22 protein-coding genes and 1 pseudogene are annotated in these 20,748 nt (G+C 38.8%); 4 read left to right on the top strand and 19 right to left on the bottom strand.

What is annotated here, in order from left to right:
- Window positions 1–332: 332 nt before the first annotated feature.
- Window positions 333–539: a reverse transcriptase domain-containing protein gene (locus ACUN27_RS18440; RefSeq protein ID WP_445559352.1), complete on the bottom strand. Its 207-nt coding sequence runs from the start codon at window positions 537–539 to the stop codon at window positions 333–335.
- 278 nt (window positions 540–817) lie between these two features.
- The gene (locus ACUN27_RS18435) at window positions 818–1,603 is read right to left on the bottom strand and encodes a GNAT family N-acetyltransferase (RefSeq protein ID WP_445559351.1); all 786 of its coding nucleotides are present in this window, start codon (window positions 1,601–1,603) and stop codon (window positions 818–820) included.
- 1,012 nt (window positions 1,604–2,615) lie between these two features.
- On the opposite strand from ACUN27_RS18435, the gene ACUN27_RS18430 reads away from it, so the two are divergent.
- Window positions 2,616–4,883: a discoidin domain-containing protein gene (locus ACUN27_RS18430; RefSeq protein WP_445559350.1), complete on the top strand. Its 2,268-nt coding sequence runs from the start codon at window positions 2,616–2,618 to the stop codon at window positions 4,881–4,883.
- Between the two features lie 792 nt (window positions 4,884–5,675).
- Here the strand turns inward: ACUN27_RS18430 and ACUN27_RS18425 are convergent.
- The 13 genes and pseudogenes from ACUN27_RS18425 to ACUN27_RS18365 form a co-directional block, all read right to left on the bottom strand.
- Window positions 5,676–6,059, bottom strand: a complete 384-nt coding sequence (locus ACUN27_RS18425; RefSeq protein WP_315956095.1) for a DUF302 domain-containing protein — start codon at window positions 6,057–6,059, stop codon at window positions 5,676–5,678.
- 490 nt (window positions 6,060–6,549) lie between these two features.
- Entirely contained in the window at window positions 6,550–6,765 is a 216-nt protein-coding gene (locus ACUN27_RS18420; protein WP_445560638.1) for a rhodanese-like domain-containing protein, read from the bottom strand.
- A 25-nt stretch (window positions 6,766–6,790) separates the two neighbouring features.
- Window positions 6,791–7,051, bottom strand: a complete 261-nt coding sequence (locus tag ACUN27_RS18415; protein ID WP_315956094.1) for a metal-sensitive transcriptional regulator — start codon at window positions 7,049–7,051, stop codon at window positions 6,791–6,793.
- A gap of 39 nt (window positions 7,052–7,090) precedes the next feature.
- Window positions 7,091–7,573, bottom strand: a pseudogene (locus ACUN27_RS18410) (DsrE/DsrF/DrsH-like family protein).
- A 59-nt stretch (window positions 7,574–7,632) separates the two neighbouring features.
- A complete protein-coding gene (locus ACUN27_RS18405; protein WP_445559349.1) occupies window positions 7,633–8,049 on the bottom strand; it encodes a rhodanese-like domain-containing protein in 417 nt (138 codons plus the stop codon).
- Between the two features lie 104 nt (window positions 8,050–8,153).
- Window positions 8,154–8,537 carry a peroxiredoxin family protein gene (locus ACUN27_RS18400; protein ID WP_315956092.1) on the bottom strand — a complete coding sequence of 128 codons (384 nt, stop codon included), beginning with the start codon at window positions 8,535–8,537 and terminating at the stop codon, window positions 8,154–8,156.
- Window positions 8,538–8,552: 15 nt separating this feature from the next.
- Window positions 8,553–8,768, bottom strand: coding sequence for a DsrE/DsrF/DrsH-like family protein (locus tag ACUN27_RS18395; RefSeq protein WP_379175275.1), 216 nt, complete (start codon window positions 8,766–8,768; stop codon window positions 8,553–8,555).
- Window positions 8,769–8,969: 201 nt separating this feature from the next.
- Complete coding sequence (locus ACUN27_RS18390; RefSeq protein WP_315956091.1) at window positions 8,970–9,194, bottom strand: sulfurtransferase TusA family protein; 225 nt, start codon at window positions 9,192–9,194, stop codon at window positions 8,970–8,972.
- Window positions 9,195–9,315: 121 nt separating this feature from the next.
- Window positions 9,316–9,714, bottom strand: a complete 399-nt coding sequence (locus ACUN27_RS18385) for a DsrE/DsrF/DrsH-like family protein (RefSeq protein WP_315956090.1) — start codon at window positions 9,712–9,714, stop codon at window positions 9,316–9,318.
- Window positions 9,715–9,743: 29 nt separating this feature from the next.
- Entirely contained in the window at window positions 9,744–10,316 is a 573-nt protein-coding gene (locus tag ACUN27_RS18380) for a sulfurtransferase TusA family protein (RefSeq protein ID WP_315956089.1), read from the bottom strand.
- Between the two features lie 28 nt (window positions 10,317–10,344).
- On the bottom strand, window positions 10,345–10,659 hold the full coding sequence (locus ACUN27_RS18375; protein ID WP_315956088.1) for a rhodanese-like domain-containing protein: 315 nt from the start codon (window positions 10,657–10,659) through the stop codon (window positions 10,345–10,347).
- Window positions 10,660–10,686: 27 nt separating this feature from the next.
- The gene (locus tag ACUN27_RS18370) at window positions 10,687–11,835 is read right to left on the bottom strand and encodes an MBL fold metallo-hydrolase (protein WP_315956087.1); all 1,149 of its coding nucleotides are present in this window, start codon (window positions 11,833–11,835) and stop codon (window positions 10,687–10,689) included.
- A gap of 13 nt (window positions 11,836–11,848) precedes the next feature.
- Window positions 11,849–12,628, bottom strand: coding sequence for a sulfite exporter TauE/SafE family protein (locus tag ACUN27_RS18365; protein WP_445559348.1), 780 nt, complete (start codon window positions 12,626–12,628; stop codon window positions 11,849–11,851).
- Between the two features lie 959 nt (window positions 12,629–13,587).
- Between ACUN27_RS18365 and ACUN27_RS18360 the strand changes: the two genes are divergently transcribed.
- The 3 genes from ACUN27_RS18360 to ACUN27_RS18350 all read left to right on the top strand — a co-directional run bounded on the left by ACUN27_RS18360 (window position 13,588) and on the right by ACUN27_RS18350 (window position 17,522).
- The gene (locus ACUN27_RS18360; protein ID WP_445559347.1) at window positions 13,588–14,304 is read left to right on the top strand and encodes a VIT1/CCC1 transporter family protein; all 717 of its coding nucleotides are present in this window, start codon (window positions 13,588–13,590) and stop codon (window positions 14,302–14,304) included.
- A gap of 841 nt (window positions 14,305–15,145) precedes the next feature.
- Window positions 15,146–15,652, top strand: a complete 507-nt coding sequence (locus tag ACUN27_RS18355; protein ID WP_445559346.1) for a hypothetical protein — start codon at window positions 15,146–15,148, stop codon at window positions 15,650–15,652.
- 1,507 nt (window positions 15,653–17,159) lie between these two features.
- Entirely contained in the window at window positions 17,160–17,522 is a 363-nt protein-coding gene (locus tag ACUN27_RS18350) for a YmaF family protein (protein ID WP_315956083.1), read from the top strand.
- Window positions 17,523–18,345: 823 nt separating this feature from the next.
- Here the strand turns inward: ACUN27_RS18350 and ACUN27_RS18345 are convergent.
- From ACUN27_RS18345 to ACUN27_RS18330, 4 genes are all read right to left on the bottom strand, one after another.
- A complete protein-coding gene (locus ACUN27_RS18345; RefSeq protein WP_315956082.1) occupies window positions 18,346–18,576 on the bottom strand; it encodes a hypothetical protein in 231 nt (76 codons plus the stop codon).
- A 225-nt stretch (window positions 18,577–18,801) separates the two neighbouring features.
- Entirely contained in the window at window positions 18,802–19,356 is a 555-nt protein-coding gene (locus tag ACUN27_RS18340; protein WP_445559345.1) for a hypothetical protein, read from the bottom strand.
- A gap of 285 nt (window positions 19,357–19,641) precedes the next feature.
- Entirely contained in the window at window positions 19,642–19,947 is a 306-nt protein-coding gene (locus ACUN27_RS18335; protein ID WP_445559344.1) for a hypothetical protein, read from the bottom strand.
- 161 nt (window positions 19,948–20,108) lie between these two features.
- A complete protein-coding gene (locus ACUN27_RS18330; protein ID WP_445559343.1) occupies window positions 20,109–20,570 on the bottom strand; it encodes a VanZ family protein in 462 nt (153 codons plus the stop codon).
- Window positions 20,571–20,748: the final 178 nt, after the last annotated feature.

Below are 20,748 nucleotides of genomic sequence, written 5' to 3'. Positions count from 1 at the left end.
AATCATTTGGAAAATACTCCCTTGGTCTTCCGTCGGGAATGAGATAAAGTTCTTGTCATAATCGGGAAGGGATAAAGTTCTTGTCATTTGGTTTTGACAAGAACTTTATCCCATAAAACAAAAAAAGCCGCGATTTTCGCGGCACTTAATGAGACAATGTTCTTGTCACCCGACAGTTTCTATATATATTCTTGACGGAATAATCTTTTATTGATTTTTCTATTCTGAGTAACTGCAAAATAAATCTTCTAATAATTCGATACTTTTCGTTTTTTTCAAGCCATGCTTTCTTGTTTAACGTGAGCGTCTTCCGCGTCTTTGCTTTGACCTTTTCAACGTTTCCTTGGTAATCTCAGCGGCTTTATGTATCGCCTCTTCGGTTTTGGCGAACAGCAGAAATCTGCGTAGCGCACAAATCGGACTCCATGTTCTTCAAGCTTCAAGTCTAGTTCATTGAGATACAGATTTGCCAGAAGAGGAGAAATGACGCCGCCTTGCGGCGTTCCAGAATTTACCTCGTGGTACTTCCCTTCCTCCATATGCCCCTCTTTGAGCCATTTTTTGAAGGGGCGTTCCGTGTTGAACTTCCTGGGCGTCAATATATGGCGGTTTGATTAGTGGCGCTTATAGAGAAAGCAATTTAATAGACTAAGCCTCTGTTGTATTAAGGCAAGGATTTGTCTCAAGTTTTCATGAAAATAATTGTCCAATGCTTAATCGCCGTTCATAAGAATAATAAAGGGCTGCCGTGTGGCAGCCCTTTATCGTGTCGATTATTAAAAACAAATGACAAGAACTTTAATGAAACGAATCCGCATTAGCTGGAGAAAATATTTATGCTCAGTTCTTCTTTAAATCCAACTTTCGGATAAACACTTCGTCCCATTGGAGTTGCGTGAATAACAGCTAAATTCACACCTTTTTGCTGCACAATGTGCAATACATGAGCAAGCATAGTACGGGCTATTCCTCTCGAACGATAGGCTTCTAAGGTTGCTATGCTATAAAAGCCTGCAACATCGCCCTCGGTAAAGGTCGTAAGTGTAGTTACAGGTACTCCATCCATATAAGCAAGATAATGTTGAACCGTGGTGATATCTTGATTGGGGCCATCCACAAACACTTTACAAAAAATATCGGCCATTGGCTCTGGAACGTTATACCCTGCTAGTATGACCCTTCGGAACTCTTCAATCTCTTGAGTTTCACGTACAGCTCGGACTTCCAGCCCCGGCAATTCCGGCAATTCCGAACGCCAGTCTTTCAGTGAAAGCCCCATACCCGAAATGACGCCAACCTGATGAAAATGATTAGTCGCAAGCGCTTGGTTAATGACTTCGTCCTGATCGTGCGAGGTGGTCAACCAGGCCAATTTATGGCCGCGATTATGGTAAAAGGACTTGATTGATGCCATCTCATCCTCGGGATTGATCTCTTCAGAACGTTTGTATGTAAAAACGCTATTGAATAGTCCATATGGGATTTCCGACTCAAATCGTTGCGTGCGATTCGTCTCCACGAATGTGAAAACTTCGCTAAGCTGACTCAATTTCTCGTAAGCGCGGACCATATTTTCAAAAATTAGTTTCTGAGTCGCTGACAATTTAGATCTCTCCTCCCGTTTTCACGGTAAAAAATAATTATTTTCGATCACAAGTATTAGCATACCCCTACATTAACGATATTTCTAATTGATAATAATAATTGATTTAATTATTTATATTCATGAATGGGTAATAATTAAAGTGATAAGTCTAACCAACTCGGTTTATGAGAATTATCATTCTCATAAGATCATAAGAAACTTTCTTATGATCAAACTGCCAGGATATATAGTGAATACCTTGACAGGATTGTTGATAGTTCTATATCTGCACGTAAGTCTTACGTATCGTGAACACCCGACAAGATTACAATCCATCTAGAGCAGGACTTCCGAACAAGCAGGAGTTGCCTTTTCTCGTCATATTCCTTGTATATTGCCATTCACGTTCACCTCCCGACGACATAATAGCATTTCGGGAACGAATAGTAAAGAATATTTTCAAACCATTCATTCCCATAAAAAGAATTCACCTAGCTCCAATTTCTAAAATGCGAACGAAGCACACTAGCCTCTTTTACGCGGGTATTAGTACAACAAGCTGTGATTCGCATCCGGATAGATTAGAGTCAATTTAGGTGAAAAAGAAATCCATCCCCCAATATTTTACATTGACGCCACTGTGTATTTTCATATGTTTACAATAAATTAAGATTTCACTCACCCCTGCCTCGTGCCGCTCTCTTCTTAGGAAATACGCACTATAGTTACCAAACATGGCTTTTCGCTAATAAAATAGACGTTTTTTTCTTATTCATCTGGTTTTCTTGCCTTTATTTTCCTAGCTAACTTGCGAAAAATCTAATAGTTCAAAAGATTCATAATGCATTTTAAAAGTGATGTTCAACATATCCACCATGCCCTAAACATTGTGTTTGCACAGGAGATAAGTCCTATTGTTCATTATTATTTCGACAATATATAATAGCCCCAATCTCATTTCCAATAGTTTCAAGTTAACTTTTAGGATTTCGTGATTAATTTAGATAATTATTTTAGGAGGAAATTAGGAATGAAAGAATTGCCAAGTATTACACGAAAAAAAGCACTCATCGTTACTTCAACATCGCTCGCTTTATCCGTGCTACTGAGTACCTTAAACATGGCGTCTGTCTCAGAGGCTGCCGAAGCATCCAACATGCAATCCTACAAGGCTTCGCCGATCGTAAGCAGCGCAAATAGTGCGCAATTGCTACTGAATCCGCCGAAGTTGATTCCGGATAGCACGAGGAATATGGTTGGACGGGATATTGACATTGAGTTTCCAGATGATCCCGCATGGAGGGCTGCGATCACTGCCGTCAAAATAGACGGGTATTCGCTTCAAGATCCATCCGGTTATTCGATAACACCAGGTAAAATCACAGTGCATGGCATCTATTTCGGCAGTGAGTCTGTACGCAACATAAGCATTGAAGCAGCGGGCTATTCGAGTACGGACGTTATGCAGCCTATCCTATCGTTCTATTCACAAAACCTTGCGTTGAATAAACCAGTGTTCACATCAGACAATGCGCTGCAAGCAGGCAATAATGCCGTAGATGGAAATCCTGCAACAAGATGGGAATCGAAATTTGCTGACAACCAATTTCTCACAGTCGATCTAGGTGCGGTGTACGATGATATTACCCACGTCGTTCTTAACTGGGAAAATGCTTCCGGCAAAAGCTACGATGTTCAATTATCTGTAGATGGTTCGACATGGACGACCGTTTATACGACCAACCAAGGAGAATCTGGCCTATTGGATAACGTATATTTTGAGCCCACTAAAGCAAGATACGTAAGGATGAACGGTCATACACGGACAACAGACTACGGCTTCTCGTTACGGGAAATGGAAGTATACGGTGACGCGTTCTCCGGAATAGAGTCGGCACCTGTATTATATGCAGATACTACAGCCGATGAAGCCGGTCAACCGATTGATATCACGTTTGCAGATGATGCGGAATGGAGAAGCACGATTAGCGAAGTAAAAGTAAACAACACGGTCATCAGTCCTTCTCAATATCAAGTTAAAGCAGGTCAATTGACACTTAACAGCTCATTGTTTCCGGAAGCACAGACCTACTGGATTTCTGTCCAGGCTACAGGATTTAGAAATACAGTCGTATACCAAACGGTTTTTCCTAAAGGTAACCCTGGTGTACCAACGAATCCGCCCACGGATCCGACAAATCCACCTACAAACCCGACAAATCCGCCTACAGACCCGACGAGTCCACCAGCGAACCCTGGCAGCAATCTTGCTTTGAATAAGCAGACTGCATCTTCACCTGATTACCATCGTTCTAGTGCTGACGCAGTTGATGGCAGATTGGATCGCCGCTGGGAATCTGCATTCGCGGATAACCAATGGATGACCGTAGACCTTGGCGCCAAGCAAACCATTAACCGTGTTCTTCTTAACTGGGAGAATGCTTACGGCAAAGCCTACACGATTGATGTATCAATCGATGGTGAAACATGGCATACGGTTTACTCTACTGACAACGGAAATGGTGACATTGACGACATCTCCTTCTCGCCCGTAGAAGCTAGATATGTGAAAATGAACGGTATTAAACGCGGTACACCTTACGGCTTCTCCTTGTGGGAGTTCGAAGTATATGCTGGCACTGCTGACTTAATTGAAAGTCCAACTCTGGCGGTTAGTACGACTGCTACGATTGGAGAACCTGTCGAACTTACTTTCGCAGATAACGCGGCGTGGAGAAATGCCGTTAACTCCATCGAATTGGATGGCGTAGCATTGAGCCCTTCCCAATATCAATTGGAAGCAAGCAAACTTACATTGGATGCCTCCCTGCTCATCGACTCTAAACCTTATACAATTACAATTGGCGCAACAGGTTATAAAAATGACTCGGTTGTACAATCTCTAACACTAGGATCATCGCAAAACCTGGCGTTAAACAAATCAACAACAACGTCTGAAAGTTCTTTGCAGAACAGCAGCTTTGCAGTAGATGGTAAGAAAGATACACGTTGGGAGTCCCAGCACGGCATTGATCCACAATGGATCACCGTTGATCTTGGTGAAGCAACTGAAATTAAACGTGTTGTACTAAACTGGGAGAACGCTGCCGCTAAAGCTTACAAAGTGGAGGTATCTTCAGACGGCGCAACTTGGACGACAGTATATGCGACAAATAATGGTCACGAGGGTATTGCTAATCTACTTATCAAACGAACAGAAGCTCGTTACGTCAAAGTAACGGGAACTGAGCGGACCACACAATACGGCTACTCCTTGTTCGAACTTGAAGTCTATTAATTCTAGAGCATATTAAAAGACAAGTCCGGGAACACCTCTAAAAAGGTACTCCTGGACTTTTATAAATTAAACTGTTTGACAGCATCGATTAATAAATCTGAACCATAGTTCGATACTCGTCCTTAGGCCCTTAACAAATTGTCTTGTACATCAATTGTACAATGTTCAGTCGGTTGTCCCAATGTATCCTGCACTTTTTGCTTATGCTGCTACCACGCAAGTCTGCACATTAGTTTAAAGCCTACTCTCTGAAACACCTTTAATCGAGTCTTCTACCTTCTAGGAGGTTGGAGCTAGAATGTAGGTAGTTTTGTGTCACAAGACTACAATGTAGGGAAATTTGTGCATTTTTAAATGACACAAATTTCCCTACATAAAAAAATAAAAGCTTGATTTCTCAAGCTTTTTCACCCTGGTTTATGTTGGCACATTTGTGTCATTGGACACATCCCCTCTTCATCTTGTACTAAGCACATTGTCGGGGATAAGCCTCAGATGGGTGTCATTATTTTATGTATCCTTGCTGGCATTTATCTTCACTACAATGATAAAAAGCGGATACAGTGATTCTACAAGATATGAAAAATCCCACAATGGCATTTTCAGTTTATACACGTTTTGCTTCAAGGGGGTTCCATACTTCAAGTATGTGATAACTTAGATTAAAATCGAGACCCTTCCATGTTTTGCAATTACTTCATCTTCTACCGTTTTATTTTTTTTCGACCGTGTAATGGAACATTCGTTTAATTCATAAATTAACTACATTATCGGTCTCTTTGGCTACTTAGACTATATGGTTTTATCAATACAAGAAATTAATCGCTTTTCAACATCCTCCGCAATACTTTGAAGCTTTTCGCTATCGACCATTCCAATTAATGCTGTTGGTTTGGGAAATCCAATTTTTGTTTTTCCTTCATCCTCGTATACAGTTATTTTACATGGTAAAAAATATCCAACAATTGCATTTTCACTTAGGACACGTTTCGCTTCAATTGGATTGCAGACTTCAAGAATGTGGTATCTCCGATTGAACTCAACTCCTTTTTCCTTTAACTTCTCCTGCATATCTAAGTGCCATAAAACACCGAATTTTTCTTCCTTTAAATTAAGTTCGAGACTTTCAATGACTTGTTCTACTGTCTTTCTTGTTTCAACGGTGTAATGAAACATATTCGTTTTAACTCCCTTTCAATTTCTTTATTTACAATTAATCCGGCTCCATAGTATAATTCATAGTATACTAATCGGAATTTGGAGGTATGTTGAATGGGATTTATAATTAAGTTCACTAAAGAAAAGTGCCCTATTTGCAAAGATACACTTCTCACCCATAAATCAAATGCATTACTTTCGCATATTATTAAGTCCTGCCCAAAAGATCATTACGAAAAGGAATTCATACCATCCTTAGAGGGCTACGTAGAGCATTATAACGTTGTAACAACATAAGTATTTGCAAACGGTTGAAATATATGTAGAGCACAAAAAAAATCATTAGCATCATCTCCATGAGCTAATGATTTTTTATTCATTTTGTTAATTTCCCTCTCCAAGACATAATTCCGCCTTGCAAGTGTGCATGCTCTCGAAATCCATTTTTTGAAGAATTCGTACTGCTTGTTTGCTTCTCATACCGCTTCGGCAATATAAATAAACAATTTTATCTACTGGGATCTCTCCATGTCGTTGTTTTATTTGAGATAATATTTATCGCTCCCGCAATATAACCTTGTTTTACTTCACCATGTTCACGGACATCAATTAATACTCTATAACGGTTTCCCTTCAATTCATCTTGAAATTGATCGGGCTTTAAATTCTTAAGACCTTTTACTCCGCCAAATCTAGAATAAACAAACCAGACGAGGAGAACAATTCATTTCAGGCTCTTTTCTTCGTACTTAACGGCTTTTCACTAGCAAATCGATTGCTTGTTTGACCATTTTACTCGAGTCTCTTCCTGCTTCTTTTTCTTCTAAAATGCATTGTTCTAAATTTACGGCAACGATATAGGCAATAACTTTATCAGCAGCACTTCTTACAGCAGACAATTGGCTTACAACATCCTTACAAGGCTGCTCTTCTTCCATCATCTTTAAAACACCACGAATTTGACCTTCTACTCTCTTTAATCTTTTTTTCACATCATCATCGTATTGCATTGAATGTCCTCCCTCTCATTTATATAAGAAGTAAAAAGTTTAAATAAATAAATTCACTTTTGCATCTGCCGCATCACCTAAATAAGCAGCAACCCCTGCATACTCGATACCATCGAGAAGTTCTTCCTTTTGCAATCCAAGCAGGTCCATCGTCATCGTACATGCCACCATTTTAACCCCTTGCTCTTGAGCTAATTCAGTTAGTTGCGGTAATGTTAGAGTATTATGCTTTTTCATAACATGCTTGATCATTTGGGGACCTAGCCCCCCGAAATTCATTTTGGATAATCCCAGCTTGTTCGCACCACGTGGCATCATTTTAGCGAACATGGACTCCAACCATCCTTTTTTGATAAGAACTGATTCATCCTTACGCAGCGCATTTAAGTCCCCAAAAGGTAAAGAAGATTGTAACTTCGTGGTCATAAGCAGCTGCACCGTTTGCAATAATAAATGCTGCAATAGCCTTATCTAATTCACCATAAAAAGTACGATCGTTGATTTTTCTTTGGTTTCTAACATGAAATTCATCCTCTCATTACTACTTATACTAGTATGGGTATTAAACAAAGCAAAAAAATTTACATGCACACACATGTTTGAAGCTTACTATAGCTCTGTTGATTCTTCTGAAATTTTTTATAAGCCGACATACCATTCTGTAGATATGTTAAATGGTGGTGCCCACTTTTTTTCAAAGTTCTTGCTGCTCTCTTAGATTGGTACTTCGAGTCCGCAATGATTATGATTTCATCATCAACATGTATTTCCTGTTTCTTAACAAAAGGTAATCTTCCAAGAGAGATATTGAATGCTCCTTCAATATGACCAGCATAGAAATCAACCTGATCCCTAACATCAAGTATTTTCAAATTAGCCGGTATGTCCTTTAGAAGATAAGAAAACGATATTGCTTTTATTTTTTTTAGACCTTTTACAGGTCTTAATCGTTGAATAAAATAAACGAAGAAGATCGATAATATTAAATATTTAATCAATTAGTAGCCTCCTATTCCATTTACTATATTCACAAGATGAATTATATACCCCTATAGGTATATGCACAATGAATGTATGATAGCAGTTTTGGAAATAAACAATTTTAAAAATGTACAAATAAATTTGCGGTAGCAGCTTCGTTTAATAGCCATTTTAAAGGTACTTTTTCAAAAGGCAGCTCAGATACAATCTTACTATCTGGATCGTCACTATCTGGAACAACAAAACGAACTCCTAAATTAACAGCTATCGATAAAAGATCTCCTATAGAAGAAGCCTTAAAATCGTGTATAGCATTGGCTAGATATTCTTTGCCCCTTGAAGGTATAGGGATATAATGGTGATCCAAAATATTTACACCACTTCTAGAGAAGGCTAAAAGGACATCAGCACCTGTTGCCGCAGCACCTATAGATATATTCAAAGGTGGATATACGGACTCTAATTCGTTATGCAGTGCGAAAACAATTACTTTTTTAGGATCCATTTCATTCCACTCCCTCTAGTAACTTAAAACGGCATCCGCGTCATAGGCTAGATCTAGAAATGTAGCAACAACAGCGAGTTCTACTCCATCTATACACTCCAAACCATTTTGAAACATAATGTTCATCTGACATCTGTACAGCTTGACTCCTTTATCTAATGCTTTATGCAGCAAGTCGCTAAAATCAATTGCCTCTTTTTCTTTAAGTTCATGAAGATAACGTTTATCCAAAACCCTGGAGCCATCTAAATCGAAAAAATAAAGACTTCATTTTGTGAAGATTGATCAACAGCTTGCTTCAAAACGATTGATGCGTTTGAGGCTCAATGTAACAAAGTAGATCATTCGACTTCTGTTCATGACCATAGCCTCATTTCTTGAGATTTTTAAAAAGCTACCACTGATTAAAGTGGTAGCCTTTTTCAACTTTCTTTATCCCTTTTTAACAATAAAGGTGAATACGCCATTCTCTTCTTTGGATTCAATGAGTTCATGTTTGGTTTGGTTTACCCAAGCCTGAAAATCCTTCATAGAACCTTTATCGGTTGTTTGCAACTCCATAATTTGTCCAGGTTCCAGGGAATCAATCCCTTTTTTCGCTTTAACAATCGGCATAGGACAAGCAAGTCCTTTTGCATCTACAACTAAGTTTGACATTATATGATCTCTCCTTGTCTAATCATTCAAGATAATGAACTTAACAGCGATTCAGTCCTAGTTCTACTGCATGTTCAAGGTTCGACATGAATTTACCGCGATTAATAGCGATAATTTCCTCCTAGAAGTTCAAGCTCACTTGGGCATCAAAAGCAAAGTCTAGGAATGTCGCAGCGCCTCCGAGTTCAATTCCTTCGATAAAATGCTCTTTATCCAACCCCATTACATCGATCGTCATCTGACAACCAATAAGACGCACTCCCGAATCTTTGGCAATTTCAATAAGTTCTTTAACCGATGGAACATTGGCTTTCTTAAAGCCTTCTTCCAGTCCTTCGTTGCCTGGTTTAAGCTGTAGCAATTGTTCAGATTCTTTATGAATGATGGACAAGCCTTCAAAAGTGAAGAAGATGGCTACCTCCGCATCCAATGCCGCTGCCGCTGTAGCTATATTCAAAACTTTATATGCCGTCTCCAGGCCACCCGTTGATGCAATAAGAGCTACTTTTTTATTTGTCATGTTTATTCGTCTCCTTTTTATTTTTATTTTTAATCTTGCTCTTGATCATAACTCCACTCAGTCATACCAGGAGTTACATTTTTAACATTCTGGAATCCCTTGTCTGATAGGATTTGGCAGGCCATATCACTTCTATTTCCGGTACGACATACAACATAATAGGCTTTGCTCGGATCAAGCCCGTTTAATTTTTCTTCAAACTGACCTAAAGGAATTGAAATGGCACCTGGGATACGTCCAAACGCATATTCAGCGGGTTCCCGCACATCAATGATTTGGATTGCTTCTCCTGAAGAAATTTTTGTGTGAACTTCTTCATTTGTAGCAGTATGCGGGTATTTTTTTTCTGCTTTCGTATCCGCTAGTTCAGCTTTGCGAATAAATTGGTGAAACACGCCGTTTTCTTCTTTTAACCCTAGGTACTGATGTCCTGTACGGCTGGACCAACTCTTAAGGTCGGCAATCGATCCTTTATCTGTTGCACGCACTTCCAATACTTCGCCTGCGTTCATTTCATCCATCGCCTTTTTGGTTCTAACTACGGGCAGCGGACAGGCAAGCCCTTCACATTCTAACAGGCGATTCACTTGTAGCGTTGTCATGATCATAACCTCCGTTTATATAAAATGCTTATTTACCGTAAGCTATTTCCCCAGTCCACTTCGACATGCCGCCTGGCATATTGAGCACGTTATAGCCCATTGAAGAGAGGAAATCACACGCTTGCCCACTTCGGTTACCGCTACGGCAGACGACGACCGTTTCTTGCTTCTTGTCGATTTCGTTTAGCGCTCTTGCGATTTGCCCTAACGGAATATGTTTGGCACCTGGAATGTGACCGGACTCCCACTCATCATGTTCCCGCACATCAAGAATAACTACATTTTCTTTCCTGTTGATTCTTCCTAAAACTTCTTCCGGGAGCTGCTCTTTATACATCGCCATTGTTCCTCCTCTATAATGATTTACTTTTTAAGCATCATGAACTGCACAACGGTTGGGTCCAATCTCCATCTCTCTTTGTTCCTCGTTAGTTGGCGTAATCTTGCCCATATTGGTCTGCCGTATTTCTTGGTAAGCATTAGGCTGTGGCGGTAAATTCTCTGTAACAGTCCGACGGAATGCCGATTCATCTTCTATATTCAATCCTGGATTTGCCTTATACAGATCACCAAGACGTCCAGATACCTTGCCTCCTTCGCCTAGCTCTGTTACCTTGCCAAAATGGGCAGGAAGCACGATTAAGTCATTTGACAACTGCTTATAGCGTTCATACAACGTTGTTCTAAGATCTGTTACCCAATCCACCGCTTTACCCGCCAAGTCAGGGCGACCAATTGACTTTACAAATAAAATGTCACCAGACAGTAAGAATTGATTATCAACGATTAAAGATGTGCTTCCGATCGTATGCCCCGGGGAATAAATAGGCTGTATTTTAATTTCGGTATCGCCCACGACAAGACTGTTTCCTTCTTCAAGCCCCTCAAAGTGAAACACCACTTCATCTGCATCTTTGGGCGGCAACCAATACGTACCTCCTGTTTTTTCAGCTAATTGCCGCCCCCCAGATATGTGGTCAGCGTGAAGATGCGTATCGATCGTATGTTTAATTTTTACGTTTTTATCTTTTGCAAAGTTTTCAAAAACTTCTGTCATCCGAACGCCGTCAATGACGGCAGCTTCACCGTTCGAGATCACCATGTAGGATAAGCAACCTTTACCAATACGGACAAATTGAAAAATTTCTCCTCCATCTTTCAAATCACCGATTTTAACGAGTTCCAAATGTTCACTCCAGGATTTCATGCCTCCAACCAGGTAAGAAATATGTTGTTTACCTTGTTCGATCAATTGTTCCGCAACAAATTTCGATGAGTTTTCTTTGGCACAAACGACCAAGATTTCCTTATCATCTGGAATTTGATCTAACACAGCCTCTACCCCGTCGATCAAATCAAAATATGGCGTGTTATATACATGAACATTTTTACCTTCGATCTTCCAATCATTAAAGTCGCTTTCATTACGTACATCTAAGATAAAAATCGACTCGTTATTTAAAACCTTTTTCGCTAATTCTGCCGCGCTCATCCCTTGCAATTGAACTTGATTCACCATGTTTATATTCCTCCTAAAATAAGATTGAAATCCAAATTTTAACCACAGTTGCTGTTATGAGCAGAGCCAAAATCCATTGAAGCATTTTGGTGTTGATTTTTTTACTTAACTTGGCTCCTATTGGCGAAGCAATTAGGCTAGCAGATACAAGTACGATGGAAGGAATTAATAGCATATGCCCTCCCATTAGCTTACCTGTGGTTGAACCAATGGATGATATAAAAGTAATAGCTAACGACGATGCAATCGCTATTCTTGTCGGAATCTTAAGTACAACGAGCATAACCGGCACGGTAATAAAAGCCCCCGCGGCACCCACAATCCCTGACACGGTTCCAATAATTAACGCGAGACTAACAGCTAAGGGCTTGTTAAACGTAACTTTGCTAACATCCTGTGAATCGCTGCCTTTTTTCGGTAAAAACATCATGATTGCTGCAATTAGTGCTAATACCGCATAAACCATATTGATAACTGCACTTGACAAGGAATTTGAAACAAAGCTTCCCAAAAAGCTGCCAATAATGATGGAAATACCCATGTAGGCAACTAATTGTTTGTGTAAAAGTCCTCCTTTGCGGAAAACAAGCATCCCCAAAAAGCTTGCGAAGAAAACCTGAACCGCACTGATGGCCGATACCTCCTGAGGCGAAAACGCTGCGTAGCCTAATGCCGGAGGGATAAATAGCAGCATAGGGTAGTTGATGATTGATCCGCCGATACCCACCATACCCGAGATAAATGAACCAAGGAAGCCAATCACGAAAATGGTTAATATCCACGTTATATCCATAGACTCCTGCCTTTCTACAATATTTCCTGTTTATCATGCTCAAATGACCCAATCCCATATACCCCATAGGGTATATTTTTGAGCAAAAAAAATTGCCATTTCTCAATTTGTTTTTTTGCATAGTCACCCATTGAGCTTGAATAAGTTTGCAGAAAGAATTAGCTTCATGGAGTGTAATAATAATCTGTGGCATGAACTAGTGCCATTAGTCACCCCTCTTTTGATATATACATATACCCGTTGGGGTATGTTAATACTATAATAATTTTTTTATATTTCGTCAACCCCCATTGCAAATGTGGATATTGTACTTGCAATTCCTGCATTTAGGGTGCATTTCCTTGCTAACCTCGCACAGTGAAATAATTAATCTTATAAATCCACAAACTATAAGCCACACCTAAAAAACAAACCAACTAGGGAACTATTACAGTAAAAAAAGCATCAACAAAAGTTGGTCCGCACTTTCCTTTTTTCTATATAGGACCCATCTACCCAATAACCCAACAGTAATAAAATAGTTAGCCTCTACCACAAATTAAATGCTCCTTCAATAGTATTCTCCACATGACTTCCCAATTTGTTATTAAACCTCTTACGATAATTAGGTTTATGCCGAGCATCTATTAAATTTAGCAGTTCCAATGTTTATCGGAGCCATAAAAGGAACAATCGGTTATATCACGGTGAGCCGTATCACAATAGGAGCGATGATAAATAGTCCTTCTACCACGCTATACTGCCCTATAGCTTAATGACAAAAGGAGCAGCAGCCGCGGAAACTGCTCCTCCTGATTCGCTCAACTAACGTTCCTCGTTAACAAAATCTGTCCAATGAAAACCTCTTCATCCACCTTTCCAACGACAGCCAATCAGTCTTAAAAATAAAATTATCCCTTTATTTACATAATAACAAAGCGAGCTTGCAAATGCCTCGAACTAAACGAAGGGAGAAAGTTATGCAACAAAAAGAGAATGTTATGCAAAAAGAGAGGCATGAAGAAAAACACTTTTTGGCTTCAGACCTTATTCGGGATATTGTGATCGGAATGGCGGATGGATTGACCGTCCCATTTGCCCTTGCTGCCGGATTATCCGGAACCATTTCTAACACAAGTCTAGTTGTGATTGCGGGAGTGGCAGAAATCTCGGCAGGATCTATTGCTATGGGACTAGGTGGATATCTTGCTGCGCGTACGGATCAGGAACATTATTTATCCGAATTGGAACGTGAACGAAGAGAAATTATTGAATTACCCGAACGGGAACGGGAAGAGGTAGCAGACATCTTGCGCGAATGGAACCTTCCTGAGCCAACAGTTACCGCTGTAGTAAAAGCGATTAGCGAAGATTCGGAAGTATGGGTTAATTTCATGATGAAACACGAACTGGGACTGGAGGAACCCGAACCTAAAAGAGCTCGAAATAGTTCATTAACGATCGGATTGTCTTACATTGTAGGCGGCATCATTCCTTTATCTCCTTATATTTTCATTCAAAAGCCCCAATCTGCTCTGGTCGTTTCTGCTTTTATCACACTAATTGTTCTTTTTATATTTGGCTTTATTAAGGGAAAATTCACCGGATCCAAACAAATCAAAAGTGCCTGGCAAACAACATTAGTAGGGGGGGTAGCGGCAGGCTTTGCTTTTCTAATAGCTAAACTAATTTCTTAGTTTTACTAAAGGTGCAATCACGGAATGGCATTGCGCTACTCTGCCCGTTAGCGTGGAAAGGCAGCCGATCAATCATGGCCGGCTGCCGCGGTGTCTTTATTCAGCTATCATTCTCCGTTAATGAAACACGCGTTATCTCAAGCCAATCATTCACAAAGACATTGTGTATGATTCGATTCAAAGGGGGAGTTATTATTCTTCGCCCCTTATTTTCATATACATTCACTCTGCTTATTTTTGTTTTAGGTATTTGCCTATTTCAAAAACCCATTTACGACTCAGCGCTAAGTCAGTCGCGATTGGCTTAGCATATATTTTTCGTTAAAATGTTGGCGAAACCACAATAAGGCTTTGACTAGCCCAGCATTTATTGCAATTTAAAATACCGTCACAAGGATAGCATGAAAAAGCCACCCTCTAGGGAGTGGCTTTTTTTGACACTAGGCTGTTCTCAATTTTCGGGGCAAAAGTGCACCCGCTTGAAATTAGTGAAGTTAGTCACCGCGTACCACATTGTAAACAAGGCAAGAAAAATGAAGATTAATTCTAACAATACAACATGACTGATCACTGTTACACTTCCGTTGGTTTTAGTTTCTTCATTTCTCACTTTTTACTACACAAAAAACACAGAGGTTTACCCCTACGGTTAAAACATCCCGATCTATCTCGGATGTGGTCAATAATTTTAGACGAGTGTCGAGTTAAAAGAATTTGTACCGTTTGGAATTTATCACCGCATGCATTCAGTTGAATAATACCAGGGATAATGGCGAGAATGAAAATTATTACGAAATTCTTTGAATGGATCTGAGTCCTTAAAGTATTTAGGAGATGAGGAATGCTAAAGTTGGTTGGAATAATCATTTTTATATTTATAACTGGGTTATTTGTTACATCATATTTTATTTTTTCTAGAAAACTTAAAAAGAAAGAGGAATTTTTTTTGTTTATGATTATCCTCAACGTCATCATTGATGCTACATGGATTATGACTGAAGAGATGAAGTTGATTGTAATATCTCAGAAGATCCCTGAATATATCGCCTTTTTGTTATATCGCAGTGTCACAATTCCCTTTGTAGTATTATTTTTTCTCCGCTTGCTCCTTGCTTACCGAACGCCTTTTAGTAAAGTATTAGTTGGCTCGGGATATGTAATTTTGCTCCTTTTGCTTGAATCGTTACTTCTGCATTATAAAATCATTACATATATCAATTGGTTTTTAAGCTACTCGTCTATTTGTTACATTATTTTAATGGTTATTGCATACGTGATGCTTGCTTGGTATCGCCATACTTTTGGACAAAAAAAAGATGGGGTGCTCAATGAATCTGACTCCATATGAACATTTTGATATGAACGAGTGGTTTATCACCATTGCTATAGTTTGTACGTATACTTTCTCGTACTTTCTGCCAAGGAAATTAAAACCAGAAATTACCTTTCTGCTTTTTTTGTGGGGGTTCACTGTAGCGAAGTTTTGGGATTTTACGATCGGAGGAGGGGTGTTTGACTTTTATGAAGTAAACGATTCGCCTCATTACGACATGTTTGACTTAGTTTCTTACTTTCTTTATTCTCCATTTTCCTATTTCTTTATTTATTTTTATGAATTGTTTGGAATAAAAACGAAAAGTGTCGTATTATACGTAGTTGTTTGGTGTATTTTATCTCTAGGAGTCGAATGGATCAGTGTTGTTTTTAAAATGATCACATACAAGAATGGATATTCAATAATATTTTCAATCCCAATTTATTTATTTACTCTAAGTTTGACTTTACTCTTTTACCGATGTATTAATCTAGGTAAGTTAGTTCTTTAATAAAAGAGAAGTTCTATCCAAAGAAACTACTCCATTGGCAGGAGTGGTTTTGTCTTTATATGCTGATATATATATTGTGGTCAAAATGAACTTTGCACTTAGAAACATTACGGTGACCCGTATCACTAATAGACGGTGATATTAAATAGCCATCCCACCACGCTCTACTGCCCGTTAGTTCAATGAATATGTCCAGAATGATTACAATTTCATCACCTCTACCCTCCCCCCGTCGGGAATTGGATAAAGTTCTTGTCATTTGGTTTTGACAAGATAAACACAAAAAGCCGCTATTTAAGCGGCATTTAATGAGACAATGTTCTTGTCACCCGACAAGTCAGTACAACGACAAGAAAATACCCAAGTCCGTCCCTGAAATCATAAAAACCGTAGAAAATCAAGACAAGAAAATACCTGAATCAATTCAACTTGAACCCACTTAATTACTAACAGTCCTTGTAATTATTTACTTCAAGGGACGATATTTTTGATTTTTAAAACTAGGACAAAAAATAATTGTGAAACGTGGAACCCGGACTCGACGCAACCTCTCCGTCGCTTTTGAAGCATTTGAAGACGATCCCCAACCGCCCAATGGTCGGGTTTCCCCTAACACTCCCCCCCAGTCGACTTAACCGGCTCCGCATCTGCCTCCGTCTAGGCTAGGTTATGTACTGCTCAGAATTTCTTTTATTGCTTGTCTAGTGTAAGATATCGAAGATACGCTATTTTTAACCGACATCAATCGGATTGTTTCTAAAAAAGATCCCAGATACGTCATATTCTATACATCAAAACTTTATTGTCTACACTTCAAGACTTATTTGTAAACCAATAAGAATTGTATGGTGACAAATTGGTTTTGAAGTGAAACAAACCAGTAAACTCAAGGGTTTGCTGGTTTGTTTCTGAAATAGGAATGACAAAACAAAAAAATCTGAAGAACGTTTATGTTTGCCTAGCACTTATATAGATATACCTTAATAGGATGTTGTGAAGTCAACATCCCAAAAGGAGGCAATGTAAACGATGCAGAAGAAAAAACCTACAATAAAAATAAAAATGAAAATAGCGGCCATAGTGCAGAGGCACGTTCATGAGTTTGAAGGTAGTACGAAACTGGCTGAACGAGGCTCAGACCGCCACAACCATCGCTTTGCAGGTGTTACAGGGCAAGCGATTCGCGTTGGAAATAGTCATGTCCATGAAATTGATCTCACGAAGACCGATTTCTTAAACCATTTTCATAATCTGAAAAGAATTAGAACGGGACCAGCTATTTCAGTAGGGAATGGTAAACATGTACATTTTGTTACAGGCCAAACTACACTAAATGATGGTCATGTTCACCAATTTAACTTCGCTACATTGATTCAAGCACCTCTTGTTTAAGGAACAAATGAATGTGAAGCAAATGGTCAAGTTGATAGATCAAAGCAGCCCGCCATTTGACGTGGAACGGACTGCTTTTTTCTTTATCTAATGCTTTTTACATTTCGAAGAACCAATTCAAGTTTCTCGCTTTATTAGCAGGTTACGGTTCAAGCGCCGCAGCTAGTTTGATTCTTTTTATTCTTTTGGTTATCATCACATCAGCTTTTGTATGGTAATTCCTTAACCAACACAAAGAACAACGAGAAAATGCGGCCGCTAAATAGAATGCGGACCGTTCGTTTCTTCTCGTTGTCTTTTATCATAAAAAAATCACTCATCTTAATCTCAAGATGACCTTTTTAAGGTGAAATATAAGATGAGTGGCTGTGACGGGTTAAAATATAATATTCAAGCTGTAAAATAATGCGTGGGCACATAGTGGGAATTCGTGGTTATTTTTCTGGGTGTTATAAGGTGGTACAAATTCACAAGCACCAACATAGCTGCTGCGATGTTAATACCATAACCTGCACAACTCGCACCAACAGCGCGTTTATTTGCTTTTCTGTCAGTTGATTGAACTGGGGCCCGACATGACAAGAAGCCTTATCCATCAATCTTAACACGCCTTAAATGGAAAGTTTTCCAATAATGTTCACTTAACGCAATATCGATTTCTCAACTAGTCATGTTTGTGTCATAAATGTTCTACACTAGAATTGGGAGGGTTTAACCTTAACGCATAAGTTGTGAGTTGTGCTAGTGTTCTCTCTTTAGTGCAAAGGCTTAACTAAAAGTACGATCTAATTAGTAAATACTTATCCTTTGTTTAGAATTCATACTACAGCTTTCCCCGCTTTACCCAAGACCAAATTCGGTAAGAACCAAAAAGTGCAGCTAACAATAAAATAACAAGGTTAAAAAGCCATATTTCCAGTCGATTGACATCTTTTAGCTCTTCTACACTCGTAAACACAAACACTGAGAGACCAAAGATTAAAATATACATAAAGACATTTGGAATGATATAAGCAATTCTTAGTCCCATATTTGGTTTATGTATATCTCTCATCCTCCATTGGCTTATTAATATCATTCCCTTCAATGAGTGCCATTGTACTATAATTTCCCACAAGAATGCTTAACTATACTTACGTTACTCCAACGGAAAACTGCAGCGGTTCTTGTGCCAGCTGCCGTCATTTTATGATTGGACTATAGTTCCTCGTTAGCTCAATGGCGTATCGGTTATGATAATTAATGCTCTAAAAAAAAGCATTCACAATTAATTTTTTCTTTAAGATTCGATATTAAGGTATAAATAAATTTCTCCATTATTTTTCTTAACGACATTGACTGAACCTAAATCTAGATCTCGAAGATCATGACCCCAGATACCGTATTTGCCGTTTGTTTCATTCCTGTTTTTAAGTTTCCCTCTCTCCATCACTGGAATTGTTTTAATGCTGGACGTATCTTCTTCTTCCTGATAAATATTATGATATATTTTACTGATCTGATTGATTAAGTCTGATCTTAATAATCTGGAATTATTTATTTCAAATACTTTGGGCTTTTTTAATGGGTAGTCTATGATTATATAGATGCTTTTATAATTTAAAACTACTTCGTTCTTTTTCCTCAATCGTGCAAGTTCATCTTCAGGTGATTCTATACTGATCCAAGAGATTAGTCCATTAGGGAAAGTATCTAAATCCTCTTTATTGGCTTTAACTTCGAATGTAATCTCCTTTAAAAATACTCCTTCATTTTCATCAAGTTCATTAGCCTGGTTGATGTAAGAGCCTCTTATTAGTGATTTGAATTTCTTAATGTAATCTAACATTGTCATAGTACTTACTCCTAATTTTATTGTTCTTATCTATCTCCGAGAGCCCTTTAATAACCTGTGAAGTCTATCTGTTAATTGAACTCTCGTTCGCCGTTAGCTCAACGACGGTCGCCGACTTGCAGCATCCGCGTAGGGGTTGCACTATATTAGATAATCATCGGCTCGGTTGCTAAAGTCATCCCAATATTGATTACAAATTGTTTTTAAGTCTTCAAGTGAAATTAAATTACGCTCGGGGTCATAAATGTAGATTTCACTTGCTTTAACGTTAAGATATCCAAAGGACTACCCTTCGTTGATACTGCAAAAAGCCTTTACCTTATCCTCAATTACTTGTGCCTTCAAGATTTCAATATGAAGTTTGTTTAGTTCCTTAAAGTCCCGAATCGTCTCACTCGTGTCAACGTCTTCTAAGTACAACTCAGCAGGATAAATAAGTTTTATAATAATGCCTCGAAATTGTGGCTTAATTAGTTCAGCAAGATACATAATGTCGATGGTACATTCAATGCCGTCAACGGTATTCCTGATGTCTTCTACACCACCATCGTGGAAAATACTGAAAAGCAATTCCTGATTTTCTAGGTTCAAATGCATTCCTCCACATAAGTAATAATAAACCTTTTTCACATATACTTTCATTAACTTTCATGTGCAGCAAGGCTTCCGGTTAATCAAGTATCTTTGGTTGGTGTATGAGCTATCGTTCCCCGTTAGTTGCGATACCCTTAGTCAGTTTATTCTGAAGTGCTCTAGAAATCATATAAACGTAGCACATCATCAATATCCGCTGATCCCAAATAGGTTGCAAATTGAATTATTTCAATGCCAAGAATAATCGCGAACGAAATTATAATCGTTTTAATTAATGATGGTCTTCTTACAACGATCGGAATTAAATACCCCATAGGAACAAATAAAGCAATATTCGCGATTAGATTGATCGATGAAGGCACCATTCCTACTCGGATGTAAGAATCAATAGATGAAAATATCGTCCTAAAGGGAATCAATTCTAAATTCCAATAACCCATAGCTTTCTGTGCTTTATTACTAGCAATCCTATTGATTACCCTTTTTATATCACCGAAGAATTTTACAATCACAAAGTTAACTAAGCCGAATAAATACAGAATGAAGATATGCTTTGAATTTATTTTACTCATGATAGTTGACGCTTCTTCTCCCTCCAAACTTCCATTCAATTTACTCATCCCATTCTACCATATATTGTAACTATCCGTTCGTATTATGAGGTCACCAGATCTTTCTGGTCGACCTCTTTTTTGTAAGGTCGTAAGATAGCAGTAGCCGGGGATCGAACGTTTCTGCCACGTGGGACTTGGATCCCGAGAGCTATTCAGTTCATCCCCCCTACTTGTTCAACCATGG

Source organism: Paenibacillus sp. WC2504, from assembly GCF_052682475.1.
Note: the sequence above shows the minus strand (reverse complement) of the source record. Positions and strands in the feature narration are given on the sequence as shown.

What these genes read in the sequence shown, in the direction of transcription:
- ACUN27_RS18440 (WP_445559352.1), bottom strand. Translation starts at nt 539, where the DNA reads ATGGAGGAAGGGAAGTACCACGAGGTAAATTCTGGAACGCCGCAAGGC.
- ACUN27_RS18430 (WP_445559350.1), top strand. Translation starts at nt 2,616, where the DNA reads ATGAAAGAATTGCCAAGTATTACACGAAAAAAAGCACTCATCGTTACT.
- ACUN27_RS18425 (WP_315956095.1), bottom strand. Translation starts at nt 6,059, where the DNA reads ATGTTTCATTACACCGTTGAAACAAGAAAGACAGTAGAACAAGTCATT.
- ACUN27_RS18415 (WP_315956094.1), bottom strand. Translation starts at nt 7,051, where the DNA reads ATGCAATACGATGATGATGTGAAAAAAAGATTAAAGAGAGTAGAAGGT.
- ACUN27_RS18400 (WP_315956092.1), bottom strand. Translation starts at nt 8,537, where the DNA reads ATGGATCCTAAAAAAGTAATTGTTTTCGCACTGCATAACGAATTAGAG.
- ACUN27_RS18390 (WP_315956091.1), bottom strand. Translation starts at nt 9,194, where the DNA reads ATGTCAAACTTAGTTGTAGATGCAAAAGGACTTGCTTGTCCTATGCCG.
- ACUN27_RS18385 (WP_315956090.1), bottom strand. Translation starts at nt 9,714, where the DNA reads ATGACAAATAAAAAAGTAGCTCTTATTGCATCAACGGGTGGCCTGGAG.
- ACUN27_RS18380 (WP_315956089.1), bottom strand. Translation starts at nt 10,316, where the DNA reads ATGACAACGCTACAAGTGAATCGCCTGTTAGAATGTGAAGGGCTTGCC.
- ACUN27_RS18375 (WP_315956088.1), bottom strand. Translation starts at nt 10,659, where the DNA reads ATGGCGATGTATAAAGAGCAGCTCCCGGAAGAAGTTTTAGGAAGAATC.
- ACUN27_RS18370 (WP_315956087.1), bottom strand. Translation starts at nt 11,835, where the DNA reads ATGGTGAATCAAGTTCAATTGCAAGGGATGAGCGCGGCAGAATTAGCG.
- ACUN27_RS18365 (WP_445559348.1), bottom strand. Translation starts at nt 12,628, where the DNA reads ATGGATATAACGTGGATATTAACCATTTTCGTGATTGGCTTCCTTGGT.
- ACUN27_RS18360 (WP_445559347.1), top strand. Translation starts at nt 13,588, where the DNA reads ATGCAACAAAAAGAGAATGTTATGCAAAAAGAGAGGCATGAAGAAAAA.
- ACUN27_RS18355 (WP_445559346.1), top strand. Translation starts at nt 15,146, where the DNA reads ATGCTAAAGTTGGTTGGAATAATCATTTTTATATTTATAACTGGGTTA.
- ACUN27_RS18350 (WP_315956083.1), top strand. Translation starts at nt 17,160, where the DNA reads ATGCAGAAGAAAAAACCTACAATAAAAATAAAAATGAAAATAGCGGCC.
- ACUN27_RS18345 (WP_315956082.1), bottom strand. Translation starts at nt 18,576, where the DNA reads ATGAGAGATATACATAAACCAAATATGGGACTAAGAATTGCTTATATC.
- ACUN27_RS18340 (WP_445559345.1), bottom strand. Translation starts at nt 19,356, where the DNA reads ATGACAATGTTAGATTACATTAAGAAATTCAAATCACTAATAAGAGGC.
- ACUN27_RS18330 (WP_445559343.1), bottom strand. Translation starts at nt 20,570, where the DNA reads ATGAGTAAATTGAATGGAAGTTTGGAGGGAGAAGAAGCGTCAACTATC.